Below are 14,128 nucleotides of genomic sequence, written 5' to 3' on the forward strand. Positions count from 1 at the left end.
GAAAACCGGTTAAATATACTTAAGCTTACCCTGCTAAGGTATGTATAAATTATACCATACTATGAAATTGTATCGCTACCATAAAACTTACTGATTATACAAAATATACCTTTTACATATATTTCTTTGTGGAAAGTTGTACTTTCACAAAGGCCCCAACCCAACCAAGGAGTTGCCAAAAAACAATAGTAACTTGATGGCTATAGAGCTCAAAATCAGACAATCCACTAAAAAGAACTCCGATAGCTAAAGCACCTATACCTATCTGTGCAGCTTGTCGGAACATATCCCCTTTCAAACGAACAGATGTAATAACATGACCGACGATAACTGCTAGGAATGATAGCAAGCCAGGAATACCTGTTTCAGCCAATATATTTAAATATAAATTATGGGCATGATACATCAACACATTAGGACCTTGAATGTAATAGTTATACTCTGGATAAACTAAGTAAAATGTATTCCACCCAATACCAAAGATTGAATTTTCTCGTACGATATACATTGTGCTGTCCCATAGAGCCCAGCGAAGATCTGATGACGTATCATGACCTTGGAATATAGACCAAAGTCGCGAAGCAACTTCCCCTTCATAGAAGTATAGAATTAACGGTACCACTAACAAGGATAAGAATAGTCTTCGTTCTACGAAAATAGCCCAATACAGAATCATGGCCGCAAAACTAATCCAAATACCACGCGAATAGGTTAATAACATCGTTAAAAATAATACAACACCAATAATCAGCATTGTAACAACTTCACGAGTACGATTCTCTTTCATATAAACAAGAATATAGCTAATACATACACTTAGTACCATCAATAGATAAGCCCCTAACAAGTTAGGATTTTGCAATGTAGACGCCATTCGACGCATCAATTTAGGGAATTGTGCTGCATCAACCCATTCTTTTATATGTATATTGGGAACAAATATATACTGATAGGCCCCAATAATGCATACAAGAACGGCTGTACCTAAAAAAGCACGAAGAAAATAGTTCCACTGTTTAGGTGTTCGGATATAGGTACGAACTAAATAGTACATGCCCCCACCCGCTACAATTTGGTAGAACCAGCTCTGAATAGACCAATCCCAGTTTGGGGACATTAACGACGATATACCTGTCCAGATAACAAAGATCATAACAGTCCAAGATAAATAACCTGTCGGCAAACTCAATGATTTACTAGAAATCAAATCATATAATGCTAGACCTATAGCCAACCAGAGAAGTACATCTCCCACCATTGGCTGAAGTGGCATCGCAATGACAACACCATAGATTAATCGTTCAATATAAAAGGTAAGTCGTTTCTGATTAGGAATGAGTGAGAGTTCCATATTCTCACCTCAATGGCTCATCTCATGGAAAAACCACTGACGAGCATCCCCTAGAATATATAAAGAACCACATACAGCAATGATATCACCAGTCTTTGTATGTTTGTATGCCAATGCTAATGCAGCCTCAACAGATTCTGCAGTTTGAGCCGTCACCTTAGGTACAGTACGACGAATCACTTCAACCAAGTTTTCAGGTACCTCTGTTCTATCTGTTGGTGCAGGTACAGCGAGGACTGTGTCGCCAGATTTAACCACTTCACGAATAATAGCCTCTTGATCTTTATCTTTAAGGATAGCCATTACCACCGTTTTCGGTGTGTCCTTAAATAGTTCATTGTACGTCATGGCAAAAGACTCAGCCCCGGCCGCATTGTGAGCACCGTCAAATATAAAGGTACGATCTAAGCCTCGTTTAACTTCAAAGCGCCCCGCCCACGTAGTGCGAGCAAATCCTTCACGCATTGTTTCTTCACTGATGTTCGTATCCTCTTTCATCAACAGGCGTACAGCCATCAATGCACAAGCGAGATTTACAGATTGGTGAATGCCAGCCATCGTCGTAAACAGCATAGCAGGTGCAGCATCGTTAGAACTAACCGTAATCATTTGGCCACCCGTTACAGCGCTGCGGCTATCGATACCAAAATCTTTATTAAAAACATAAAGCTTAGCATGTTGTTTTTTAGCTACGTCCTCAATAACATTAAGAGGTGTATCTTGTGCAGCTGTCACTACAGGCACTTTAGATTTGATAATCCCCGCTTTATGGCGTGCAATTTCCTCGACAGTATCACCACAATATGCTTGATGATCTATTGTTACATTAGTAATAACAGATACTTTTGGAGTCACGATATTAGTAGAATCTAGTAAGCCACCTAAACCAACTTCTACTACAGCATAGTCGACACCTTGCTCCTTAAAGAATAAAAATGCAGCAGCTGTTAATATTTCAAATTGTGTTGGCGCTTCTATTCCATTACTAATAATAGTATCTACTGCAACCTTTACGCGACTAATTAATTTTCCAAAGGCTTCCTCTGTTATATTTCCATCATTAATTTGAATACGCTCCGTATAGGATTGAAGGTGAGGCGATGTAAATCGCCCCACCCGTAATCCACTTGTAAACAGTGCGTAGGAAATATATGAGGTAACCGAGCCCTTACCATTTGTACCTGTAACATGAACAATTTTATAATCTTCTTGTGGATTCCCTAACACATCCATAAGAGCCGTAATTCGTTCAAGACCAGGTTTAATACCAAATGAAGATGCCTGCTCCAAATAGGCTAAGGCCTCCTGATATGTCATATAAACCTCCTATTATAAGGTTTCAAGGAACGCTTCACGTTCCAATAACGCTTGTTGTTTTTGTTTATATTCTTCTAACTTTTCTTTTTCTTTTGCTACTACAGCTTCAGGAGCTTTTGCTAAGAAGCCTTGGTTAGACAATTTACCTTCCAAACGAGAAATTTCTTTTTCCATTTGGATTTTTTCCTTTGCAATACGCTCTCTTTCTTTTTCACCGTCAATCAAGTCTTTAAGTAAGAGATATACTTCCATACCATTGACAACGGTTACAGTTGCATTTTCTGGTTTTGGATCATCGATACTAAGAATTGTTACTTTCTCAGCCCAAGCCAATGTTACGAAGTAGTCACTATGTTCTGCTACAGTTTTAGCTAATGCTTCATCTGTTGGCGCTACGATAACCTCAGCTTTTTTACCTAAAGGCACATTCATTTCAGCACGCATGTTACGAATACCTTTGATAGCATCCATCATAACTTCCATTTGACGTGCTGCCCCTTCAAGATTATCGAATTTCAATGCTCCAGGCCATTTAGTAACAACGATGCTGTCCCCTTCGTGTGGCAAATGTTGCCAAATATGTTCAGTTACGAACGGCATGAATGGATGTAATAATTCGAGCATATGACGTAAGATTGTTACAAGTAAATATTGAACTGTACGACGATCACGTTCGTTGCTTTCACTATACAAACGAGGTTTCGCTAATTCAATGTACCAATCGCAGTACGTATTCCAAATGAAATCATATACGGAACTTGCCGCTTCACCAAGTTCGAATTTATCGAGATTAGATGTTACGCTTTGTACTGTTTCATTGTATTTTTGAACAATCCATTGGTCTGCTAATGTCAAATCATCTGCTGTTGGAACGAAACTTTCATCATAATTTGTAAGGTTCATCAATACAAATTTTGATGCATTCCAAATCTTATTGGCAAAGTTACGGTTAGCCTCAACACGTTCCATATAGAAACGCATATCGTTACCAGGTGTGTTGCCAGTTACAAGAGTAAAGCGCAATGCATCAGCACCATATTGGTCGATAACTTCAAGCGGATTAATACCATTGCCCAAAGATTTACTCATTTTACGGCCCTGGCTATCGCGAACAAGACCATGAATAAATACATGTTTAAATGGAATTTCATGTTCAAACTCAAGAGCCATAAAGATCATACGAGCAACCCAGAAGAAGATGATATCGTAACCAGTTACAAGCACACTTGTTGGATACCATTGTTTAAGTTCTGGAGTTTGCTTAGGCCAACCCATTGTAGCAAATGGCCATAAACCAGAGCTAAACCATGTATCAAGAACATCTGGATCTTGTGTAACATGACCGTGGCAATGAGGACATTCTGTAATATCTTCACGGCTAACGATCGTTTCACCACAGTCATCACAATACCATGCAGGAATACGATGGCCCCACCACAATTGACGAGAAATAGTCCAATCGCGGATATTTTCAAGCCAATTCACATATGTTTTTGTAAAACGTTCAGGAACGAACTCTACTTCGTGGTCTTTAACAACCTTAAGAGCTGGCTCTGCCAATGGTTTCATATCTACGAACCATTGTTTAGATACCATTGGTTCGATGATTGTATTACAACGGGAGCAATGACCTACTGCATGGTCATGATCATCAATTTTTTCAAGTAGGCCTAATTCTTTAAGTTCTGCTACTACTTGTTTACGCGCTTCTTCACGAGGTAAGCCATTAAATTTGCCAGCACCTTCATTCATTGTTGCATCATTGTTCATAACAACGATGGATTCCAAATTATGACGTTGGCCCATTTCAAAGTCATTAGGGTCATGAGCAGGTGTAATTTTTACACAGCCTGTACCGAAGCTAGCATCTACATAGTCATCGGCAATTACAGGAATTTCTCGATTAACAAATGGCAAGATCAATGTTTTACCAATGAGATCTTTATAACGATCATCATCAGGATTTACTGCTACTGCTACGTCACCAAACATTGTTTCTGGACGAGTTGTAGCAACAACAACAAAACGATTATCTTCACCTTTTACAGGATATTTAATATGCCGTAAATGGCCATGTTCGTCTTCATGCTCAACTTCAACATCAGATAACGCAGTGGCACAACGAGGACACCAGTTGATGATGCGTTCACCGCGATAGATCAAACCTTTTTCATAAAGGCTTACAAATACTTCGCGCACTGCATGGTAATACCCTTCATCCAAAGTAAATCGCTCACGGTTCCAATCACAGGATGCGCCAAGGCTACGGATTTGTTTTACAATAGTATCACCATATTCTTTTTTCCATTCCCACACGCGCTCTACGAATTTTTCACGGCCCAAATCATAGCGAGATTTTCCTTCTTCTTTAGCAAGCATCTCTTCTACTTTGATTTGTGTAGCAATACCAGCGTGGTCTGTACCTGGCATCCACAATACATTGTAGCCTTGCATGCGTTTGAAACGGATGAGGATGTCTTGTAATGTGTTATCAAGGGCATGCCCCATATGCAACATACCAGTTACATTAGGAGGTGGTAATACGATACTAAATGGCTCTTTATTCGTGTCTACTTCTTCGTGAAAGTATCCTTGATTTTCCCAATAAGAATACCATTTGCCTTCTATTTCACCAGGATTATATGTGGTTAAATTTTCGTAGGTTTTCATCGTTCCTCCTAAAAGACTCCTTAGCGCTTCATAATTTTAGCCAATACAAATAGGCTTGTTTCATATAGCAATATCATAGGTAATGCAATCATCGTTTGCGAGAACATATCCGGTGTAGGTGAAATGACAGCACCTATGATAAAGGATATAAGAATAAATATCTTTCGCTTCGTTTTTAAAAAGCGTGATGTAATTAAGTTGAAATATCCCAAAATAATTAAGATCAACGGCAACTCAAAGATAAATCCAAAGGGCAGTACAAAGGATAATACAAAGTCCATATACTGACCAATAGAAAACATCGGCTGTAATTCATCTGTAGCAAAGCCCATAAAGAACTTCACTGCTGCAGGCAATACGAGAAAATAAGAAAATACAATACCTATCCCGAATAGACCAATTGCTACTGGTAAGATCCAGTTAGATAGCTGCTTTTCTCGCACAGTTAGTGCAGGCTTAACAAATAGCCAAATCTGATGCAATATAATGGGAGCGGCTATGACTAAGCCACCTACAACAGACACCTTCATATATGTAAAAAATGCTTCAGTAGGTCTCATATAATAGAGCTTGCCAGCCGGTTTTAGGAGTATTTCCAATAATAAGTCTACATAATAATAAGAAATACAAGTTCCCACAATAACCGCTACAGCTATTATAATCAATCGTTTTCGCAGCTCTGAAAGATGTCCTACAAGGGACAATTCCCTTGCTTCATCCATCATCTTCTGCTCTATAGCCGTATAAACTGGTTCATCTTCCACATCCTCAGAAATGTGTTGAGTTGCCACTTTATATCGTTCTTGCTCAGACTTTTGTTCTGCTTCACGCCGTTTTTGACGAACTACACTATCAAAAGAAGGTTTTTGCATGGGATATTCGAAATCCGATTTTGGTTCGAATGGTTCCATATTATACCTTTCTATCAGCCAGATTTTCTACAGCCATCACAAGAAATTCCTTCCCTGGGAAATCACGCACTGCAGCGAGTGCCGCTAGAGCATCTTTACAATATTTATCAGCTACAGCTAATGTATTATCAATTCCACCTTGAGCAATAACATAATCAATAATGTCTTGCTCATTACCACCATTATTTAAGCCTTTAATCTCTTCAAGCAATTTATCTTTATTACCATCGTTAACGATGCTTAATAACGGATACGTCAATAGTCCCTCTCGAAGATCATTCCCTACAGGCTTTCCCGTTGTTTCCGCTGTTTCACGATAATCCATAATATCGTCTGTAATTTGGAATGCCATGCCTAATGCATGACCATATTTTTTCAATTCTATGATTTCATCCTCTTGCCAATCTCCTAAGAGACCACCAAGCTCCATACAGCCTTCCATGAAGTCTGCTGTTTTCTTTTGCGTCTTTGTCATATAACGCTCTATGCCTTGATCGATGCGATATACATCTTCCATTTGCATGAACTCACCTTCTACGAGGCATGTAATAATATGAGAGAATACTTGAAGATACTTCATATTCGTCATTTCAGATACGATTTTAAATGCTTTGGCAAATAAATAATCACCACTAAGGATAGCTACCTTATTGCCTTTATGCATGTGAATTGTATCCTCCCCACGGCGAATTTCAGCTTGATCTAAAACATCGTCATGGATAAGTGTTGCTAAATGAAGCATTTCAACAGCCTCAGCAATTTTAATGCGTTGACGCTCTATAGATGTACCTGCATTAGCAATCAATAAACACAATTGAGCGCGCAAACGCTTACCACCTGCTGCTGATAACGGTCGAATCAGTGCATTGAAGTCCTCTGCACCGGTATTAAAAGATGATGCAAGAGACTCTTCGACACGCTCTAAATCTAGAGCAATGCGTTCCATAATCTCTAATTCGTTCGTTTGACTCATGCTTCATCTCCTACCAAAATTTTATTGATTCGTTGTTGTAAAAGCTCACGTCCAGTATGCTTTAAAGAGCTGTACAAAATCGGCGGGGTAGCCGTTGGATATAGCTCTTTAATAATAGACAAGTTTGCAGACTTTTCTTTAGCCGTCAATTTATCGGCCTTGGTCACTACAATTTGTAACGGAACACCGGCTTCGACGAGCCAATCAAAGGCCACCTTATCAATGGCCATTTCAGGATGGCGACCATCGATAAGTAAACACAACAACATCAATCGTTCAGAATGTAAAATATAATCGGCAATAAAGGAAGACCACAGATTGCGGTTTCCTTTATTTGTCTTTGCAAAACCATAACCAGGAAGGTCAACGAGAAACCAGTTATATCTGCGTTCCTCGGTTTCAGAAATATCCTCTTTTGATTCAATATCAAAGTAGTTTATCGTCTTAGTCTTACCTGGCTGACCACTAACGAGGGCTAACCCACGATAGTTACATAAAGAATTAATCAACGAAGACTTGCCCACATTAGAGCGTCCAAGGAAAGCGATTTCTACGGTATCCCCTTCAGGATATTGATCCGCCTTTACACAGGAAGTATTATATTTTGCAGCTATAATACGAGGCCCCTTTGGTTCTTTTCGTGTATATTGTGGTTTTGGGCCCATTGGTTTAGTGGATTTTTTCTTCTTTTGCATTACACAAGTGCCTTTGCTAATACTTCATCCATTGTCTTAACTGGCGTAATGATGAGGCCTTCTTTCACAATGTCAGGTAATTCTGCAATATCCTTTTCATTGCCTTTTGGAATCAATACCTCTTTTATACCATGAGACAAGGCTGCTAATAATTTTTCTTTTAAGCCGCCTATTGGTAATACGCGGCCACGCAATGTGATTTCACCAGTCATGGCAATATCAGAACGAACCTTGCGGTTAGTCAAAATAGATACCATAGCTAATGTCATTGTAATACCTGCTGAAGGACCATCTTTAGGGGTTGCCCCTTCTGGCAAGTGAACGTGAATATCAAGCTTTTTATAAAAATCTTCTTCAATCTTTAAAGCTTTTGCATTATGGCGAATATAACTCATAGCCGCTTGACCAGACTCTTGCATAACCTTGCCGAGACTACCAGTTAAAGCCAATTTACCGGTACCATTCATAGTTGTAGCTTCACATGGTAATACTACACCACCAACAGATGTCCAAGCTAATCCATTTACATAGCCAACTTGTGCTTTCTTTTCTCGCTCTTGGTCAACAAAGATTGGTGCGCCTAAGAATTCGTGAAGATTCTTAGTAGTGACTTTTGGTGCGTCTCCGCCTTCTTCAACTACTTTGAAAGCAATCTTACGGCAAATCTTAGCAATTGTTTTCTCTAAAGTACGAACACCTGCTTCGCGAGTATATTCGGAAATTACCTTTCTTAACACAGCATCAGATAATTTAACCTTGTAATCTTCAAGGCCATTTTTCTTAATTTGCTTAGGTGTTAAGTAACGCTTAGCAATTTCTAGTTTTTCTTCTTCCATATAGCTGGACAACTCAATAATTTCCATACGATCTAACAATGGACCAGGAATATTAGATGCTACGTTAGCCGTAGTAATCCAGAAAACTTCAGAGAAGTCGAACGGTACTTCGATAAAGTGATCACTAAATGTGCTATTTTGTTCTGGATCCAATACCTCTAATAACGCTGAGGATGGATCACCTTTATAATCAGATGCTAATTTATCAATTTCATCCAATAAAAATACAGGATTCTTAGTACCTACATTTTTTAACCCCTGAATCATACGACCAGGTAAAGCACCAATATAAGTACGTCGATGTCCACGAATTTCAGCTTCATCACGAACACCACCTAAGGATGCACGGATAAACTTACGATTCATTGCTTTAGCAATAGAGGTAGCCAAAGAGGTTTTACCAACGCCTGGTGGGCCTACTAAACAAAGAATAGAGCCACTATTTTTACCGGTTAATTTACGAACCGCTAAAAATTCTAAAATGCGTTTCTTAACCTTTTCAAGGCCATAATGATCGGCCTCGAGCATAGCATGAGCGCCCTTAATATCTAAACGATCTTCCGTTAATTCGTTCCACGGTAATGCCAATACCCAATCTAGGTAATTGCGCAAAATTGTTGCTTCCGGCATCAATTGAGGCATGCGGCTGTAACGAGAAATTTCTTTATCAATACGCGTATGTACGTCTTCACTTAGGTTAAGTGCTTTTAACTTAACTCGTAGTTCTTCTGCCTCCTCCTCGGGATCCCCTTTATCCCCCAACTCATCGTGGATAACGCGGATTTTTTCGCGCAAGAAATATTCCTTCTGCGCTTTTTCCATAGATTGACGCACTTGATTATTGATGGAATTTTCCAAATCAGAGATTTGTAATTCCATATTTAAAATGCCTACAATCATGTTAAGACGACGAGCCACAGATAATTCTTCAAGTAACTCTTGACGTTTCAAATTATTAATAGGCAATAGAAATGCAACTTGGTCAGCTAATTCACAAGGATTGCGTAATTCCATAACGCGCGTTACACCTTCATCAGTAACTGATTTAGCTTCTTCTGCCCATTCGCCAAATTTAGCTTGAACCAAACGACGATAAGCTTCAAGCTCTACATCGTCTTCAAATTCAGACGCCACTCGTTCATAGTCTCCTATATAATAAGGGTCCATGCTAGTAATATTCATAAGACGAATACGAGTGATGCCCTCTACAAGAACACGTACTATACCACCTGGTAAGCGCAACATTTGTTTAATTTTTACTAATGTACCCATTTGGGCTAAATCATGAACTGTTGGTGCATCTACAGCATCATCTTTTTGAGTTACGACGGCTAAAATGCGGTCCTCATTCATTGCGGCTTCCACCGCCTTAATGGATTTGTCTCGACCGATATCGAGGTGAATCACGATATTCGGGTATACTACCATGCCTCTGAGAGGTACGGTAGGGATCCCAACTTCGAGTAAATTCATACTTCCTCCAGGTATATATATTATAAAAAGAAACTCATTCCTACACAGAAATGAGTTTCTTCGAATTACGATTTCAACTGGATGTCTTGGTCTGCCTCATTTTTGAGTATAGGTTCACCTGTGCTTAATACGGATTCACGATTCACAATGCACTTAGTTACTTCCGGCATGGAAGGAACCTCAAACATTACGCGTTTCATCACCTTTTCAATGATAGCACGCAAACCACGAGCACCTGTTTTTCGCTGTAATGCTTCATCAGCGATTTCTTCTAATGCATCTTCAGTGAAAGTTAACTCTACACCATCAAGGGATAGAATTTTTTCATATTGTTTTGTTAATGCATTTTTAGGCTTTGTCAAAATTTGAATTAATGCATCTCTGTCTAATTGATCTAATGTCACCATTACAGGCAAACGTCCAATAAACTCAGGGATCAAACCAAATTTTAATAAATCTTCAGGTACAACATCTTTTAAGATAGCCGATACATTACGTTCTTCTTTACGCTGTACATCTGCACCAAAACCAAGTGTTTTCTTAGCGGTACGCTTAGTAATAACCTTGTCCATACCATCAAATGCACCACCACAAATAAAGAGAATATTTGTAGTGTCGATTTGAAGCATTTCTTGATTAGGATGTTTTCTACCACCTTGAGGAGGAACAGAAGCAACGGTACCTTCTAAAATTTTAAGCAATGCTTGTTGTACACCTTCACCAGACACATCACGTGTAATAGAAGGATTTTCGGACTTACGAGCAATTTTATCGATTTCATCGATATAGATAATGCCCCGTTCTGCCCGAGCTATATCATAATCTGCAGCTTGAATAATTTTAAGTAAGATGTTTTCTACATCTTCCCCCACATACCCAGCTTCAGTTAAGCTTGTAGCATCTGCAATAGCAAATGGTACTTCTAGCATTTTCGCTAAGGTTTGAGCCAATAGTGTTTTACCACTACCAGTAGGACCAATGAACAATACATTAGCCTTTTGTAATTCTACATCATCTACTACATTATCTGTTTGTAAGCGTTTGTAGTGATTATATACGGCCACAGCTAAAGAGATTTTAGCATCATCTTGACCAATGACATATTCGTCAAGATGAGCTTTAATTTCTCTAGGCGTTGGCAATTCTTTTAAATTGAAGTCGTCCGTCTCAACCGCACCCAACTCATCTGCAATGATGCGTTCACAAACTTCAACGCATTCGTCACAAATATACACGTTAGGACCCGCCACTAATTTGCGGACTTCTTCGCTTGTGCGTCCACAAAAACTGCAGCGCATAGTATCTTTATCTTTTGCCAAGGGGCGCCTCCATTACTTGCTTTCTACAGGTTCTCTTGTGAGTACCTCATCGATTAAGCCGTATTCAACGGCATCCTGAGCACTCATGAAGTTATCGCGATCTGTATCGCGAGCTACTACTTCAATATCTTGTCCACTGCGAGAAGCTAAGATACCATTTAACTCTTCACGCATGCGAAGAATCTCACGGGCATGGATTTCAATTTCAGATGCTTGTCCTTGCACACCACCTAATGGTTGGTGAATCATAATGCGTGCATGAGGCAACGCATAGCGTTTACCTTTAGTGCCAGCTGTTAAAAGTACAGCACCCATGCTCGCCGCAGAGCCTACACAAATAGTAGACACATCTGGTTTGATATATTGCATTGTATCATAAATAGCCATACCTGCGGTTACAACACCGCCAGGGCTATTGATATACAAATGGATATCCTTATCAGGATCCTCTGCTTCCAAGAATAACATTTGCGCAATAACCGCATTTGCCACATTATCATCGATGGGGCCACCAAGGAAAATAATGCGATCCTTTAACAAGCGAGAGTAAATATCATAGGAACGCTCTCCGCGTTCACCTTGTTCAACTACGATTGGTACATACATGTAATCACCTTTTCATGTACCTAGTTGAGCAAACTATTATTCTGCAGATTCAGCGCCTTTTGCATTATCAATAATGAATCGAGCTGCTTTTTTGCGAGCTACAGAGCCTGCCAACATAGCTACACGACCTTCTTTTGCAATAATATCCCAAACTTCTTTAGGATCTGCCCCAAAGTTTTGAGCCATAATGAAGATTTCACGGTTCATATCATCTGGAGTTACTTCGATACCTTCAGCAGTTGCAATAGCATCCAATACTAAATCAGCACGTACGTTTTCAGCTGCGGAATCTTTGTATTCAGAGCGTAAATCTTCGATAGTTTTATTGGAGAATTTCAAGTAGTCATCAAGTTTCAAGCCACGGCCTTCCATATTCATAGCCAATTCTTGAATCATTTGTTCTACGCGATCTTTAATCATTACTTCTGGGATTTCTACAGTTGCATTTTTAACAGCTGTTTGAATCAAGTCCGCATTGTAAGTATCGATTGCACGACGGGAAGCTTCTTCTTCCATTTTAGTGCGAAGATCTTTTTTCAATTCTTCAATAGTTTCGTAAGAGCTTGCTTCTTTTGCGAATTCATCATTTAATTCAGGCAATTCTTTACGTTTAATATCATGAATATGAGTTTTGAATTCTGCTTCTTTACCAGCAAGTTCTGCTACGAAGTAGTCTTCAGGGAATGTTACTTTTACAGTTACATCATCACCAGCTTTAGCGCCAATCAATTGATCTTCGAAGCCAGGAATGAAGCTACCAGAACCGATCTGTAATGGGTAGGATTTACCTTCACCACCATCAAAAGGTTTACCATCAACGGAACCAGCAAAGTCGATTACTGCGAAGTCATCTTTTTGAATTGTAGCGCCTTCTTCAGCAACAACCATTTTTGCTTGTTGTTCACGAATATTGTTCAACTGTTCTTCGATTTGTTCATCAGATACTGTAGCATCTTGTTTTTCTGCTTCTAAACCTTTGTAATCGCCAAGTTTAACTTCAGGGCGTTTAGTTACAGTAGCTTTGAAAATCAAATCTTTGCCTTCTTCGAATTGTTCGCGTTCGATTTCAGGTTCAGATACAGGCACGATATCATTTTCACGAAGTGCAGCACTATAGTTTTGGCTAGCCAATACTTCAAACGCTTCTTCCAAGATAGCTTCTTTACCGAAGTTCATTTCCAAAATACGGCGAGGCGCATGTCCTTTGCGGAAGCCAGGGATGTTCACTTGACCTGCAATGCGTTTTACAGCTTGTTTAATGCCCTTATCTACTTCTGCTGCAGGTACTTCAATAGTTAACGTTACTACGTGTTGATCAACAGGATTTACAGTTGCTTTCATTTAAAATATGTCCTCCTCGAAGGGCAATATGCCCAAATTTCTGTAGTATATTATGCACTCCTAATAATAACATAAATGCAAGGTCAATGCAATTCTTCTCAATATACACTAAAAGACCACCCCAAAACGGGTGGTCTTTACATATTTTACATAATTATGCTAATTAGTTATCTTTAGCAATCAATTTGATAATGTCCCGACGAGACAAAATTCCAATCAAACGGTACTCTTTATCTACAACTGGCACATTTTTCAAATGTTGATCAAGCATAACAGATACAATTTCTTCTACATCTTTATCCGGTGTGGTTGTAATTACTTCATCAGTCATCAACTCATGAACGTGAGATGCCAATAATTTTTTAAATTGAGCATTGTATTCACCGATGCCATTGTAATAGATGCTAGCGCCTAATACATTAACATAATGAGGCACATGAGGACGTACTTTTTTATAAAGTAAATCACCTTCAGAGATAATACCTAACAGCTTATTATCATCATCCACTACGGACACAGCTGTTAAATTATATTTAACCAATAAATCAGCTACATCAGAAATCGGCGCATCTTTGCCAACAGTAACAGGGTATTTATTCATTACTTCTTGGATTTTCATAGTGAATTCCTCCTTAT

11 protein-coding genes are annotated in these 14,128 nt (G+C 39.1%); all 11 read right to left on the reverse strand.

The features are described from left to right. Nucleotides 1–112 precede the first annotated feature (112 nt). Nucleotides 113–1,351, reverse strand: coding sequence for an O-antigen ligase family protein (locus tag KHY58_RS02920; protein WP_105086668.1), 1,239 nt, complete (start codon nucleotides 1,349–1,351; stop codon nucleotides 113–115). Nucleotides 1,352–1,360: 9 nt separating this feature from the next. Beyond that, nucleotides 1,361–2,668 carry a bifunctional folylpolyglutamate synthase/dihydrofolate synthase gene (locus KHY58_RS02925; protein ID WP_278471875.1) on the reverse strand — a complete coding sequence of 436 codons (1,308 nt, stop codon included), beginning with the start codon at nucleotides 2,666–2,668 and terminating at the stop codon, nucleotides 1,361–1,363. A 12-nt stretch (nucleotides 2,669–2,680) separates the two neighbouring features. Beyond that, entirely contained in the window at nucleotides 2,681–5,338 is a 2,658-nt protein-coding gene (locus KHY58_RS02930; protein WP_278471877.1) for a valine--tRNA ligase, read from the reverse strand. A 20-nt stretch (nucleotides 5,339–5,358) separates the two neighbouring features. Beyond that, nucleotides 5,359–6,249, reverse strand: coding sequence for a twin-arginine translocase subunit TatC (tatC, locus tag KHY58_RS02935; protein WP_021148371.1), 891 nt, complete (start codon nucleotides 6,247–6,249; stop codon nucleotides 5,359–5,361). A 1-nt stretch (nucleotide 6,250) separates the two neighbouring features. Continuing rightward, nucleotides 6,251–7,222 carry a polyprenyl synthetase family protein gene (locus KHY58_RS02940; RefSeq protein ID WP_021148372.1) on the reverse strand — a complete coding sequence of 324 codons (972 nt, stop codon included), beginning with the start codon at nucleotides 7,220–7,222 and terminating at the stop codon, nucleotides 6,251–6,253. Continuing rightward, nucleotides 7,219–7,917 carry a ribosome biogenesis GTP-binding protein YihA/YsxC gene (gene yihA, locus KHY58_RS02945; RefSeq protein ID WP_024062006.1) on the reverse strand — a complete coding sequence of 233 codons (699 nt, stop codon included), beginning with the start codon at nucleotides 7,915–7,917 and terminating at the stop codon, nucleotides 7,219–7,221. Before yihA ends, KHY58_RS02940 begins: the two co-directional genes overlap by 4 nt. Next, nucleotides 7,917–10,226, reverse strand: a complete 2,310-nt coding sequence (gene lon, locus KHY58_RS02950; protein ID WP_004696511.1) for an endopeptidase La — start codon at nucleotides 10,224–10,226, stop codon at nucleotides 7,917–7,919. The genes yihA and lon overlap by 1 nt, the downstream gene beginning before the upstream one ends. Before the next feature lie 65 nt (nucleotides 10,227–10,291). Continuing rightward, nucleotides 10,292–11,545 carry an ATP-dependent protease ATP-binding subunit ClpX gene (gene clpX / locus KHY58_RS02955; RefSeq protein ID WP_008601448.1) on the reverse strand — a complete coding sequence of 418 codons (1,254 nt, stop codon included), beginning with the start codon at nucleotides 11,543–11,545 and terminating at the stop codon, nucleotides 10,292–10,294. Between the two features lie 12 nt (nucleotides 11,546–11,557). Then, nucleotides 11,558–12,151 carry an ATP-dependent Clp endopeptidase proteolytic subunit ClpP gene (clpP, locus tag KHY58_RS02960; RefSeq protein ID WP_004696517.1) on the reverse strand — a complete coding sequence of 198 codons (594 nt, stop codon included), beginning with the start codon at nucleotides 12,149–12,151 and terminating at the stop codon, nucleotides 11,558–11,560. A 36-nt stretch (nucleotides 12,152–12,187) separates the two neighbouring features. After that, on the reverse strand, nucleotides 12,188–13,492 hold the full coding sequence (gene tig, locus KHY58_RS02965; RefSeq protein ID WP_105086670.1) for a trigger factor: 1,305 nt from the start codon (nucleotides 13,490–13,492) through the stop codon (nucleotides 12,188–12,190). A 163-nt stretch (nucleotides 13,493–13,655) separates the two neighbouring features. Further along, nucleotides 13,656–14,111, reverse strand: coding sequence for a CBS domain-containing protein (locus KHY58_RS02970; protein ID WP_004696521.1), 456 nt, complete (start codon nucleotides 14,109–14,111; stop codon nucleotides 13,656–13,658). Nucleotides 14,112–14,128 lie beyond the last annotated feature (17 nt).

It is taken from the genome of Veillonella parvula (assembly GCF_018366295.1).
In the GTDB taxonomy this organism is placed as follows: domain Bacteria; phylum Bacillota; class Negativicutes; order Veillonellales; family Veillonellaceae; genus Veillonella; species Veillonella parvula_P.

Bases quoted from the DNA above. Each gene is read 5' to 3' on its own strand.
- clpP (WP_004696517.1), bottom strand. From the start codon at position 12,151: ATGTATGTACCAATCGTAGTTGAACAAGGTGAACGCGGAGAGCGTTCC.
- tig (WP_105086670.1), bottom strand. From the start codon at position 13,492: ATGAAAGCAACTGTAAATCCTGTTGATCAACACGTAGTAACGTTAACT.
- KHY58_RS02970 (WP_004696521.1), bottom strand. From the start codon at position 14,111: ATGAAAATCCAAGAAGTAATGAATAAATACCCTGTTACTGTTGGCAAA.
- KHY58_RS02930 (WP_278471877.1), bottom strand. From the start codon at position 5,338: ATGAAAACCTACGAAAATTTAACCACATATAATCCTGGTGAAATAGAA.
- KHY58_RS02920 (WP_105086668.1), bottom strand. From the start codon at position 1,351: ATGGAACTCTCACTCATTCCTAATCAGAAACGACTTACCTTTTATATT.
- lon (WP_004696511.1), bottom strand. From the start codon at position 10,226: ATGAATTTACTCGAAGTTGGGATCCCTACCGTACCTCTCAGAGGCATG.
- KHY58_RS02940 (WP_021148372.1), bottom strand. From the start codon at position 7,222: ATGAGTCAAACGAACGAATTAGAGATTATGGAACGCATTGCTCTAGAT.
- yihA (WP_024062006.1), bottom strand. From the start codon at position 7,917: ATGCAAAAGAAGAAAAAATCCACTAAACCAATGGGCCCAAAACCACAA.
- KHY58_RS02925 (WP_278471875.1), bottom strand. From the start codon at position 2,668: ATGACATATCAGGAGGCCTTAGCCTATTTGGAGCAGGCATCTTCATTT.
- tatC (WP_021148371.1), bottom strand. From the start codon at position 6,249: ATGGAACCATTCGAACCAAAATCGGATTTCGAATATCCCATGCAAAAA.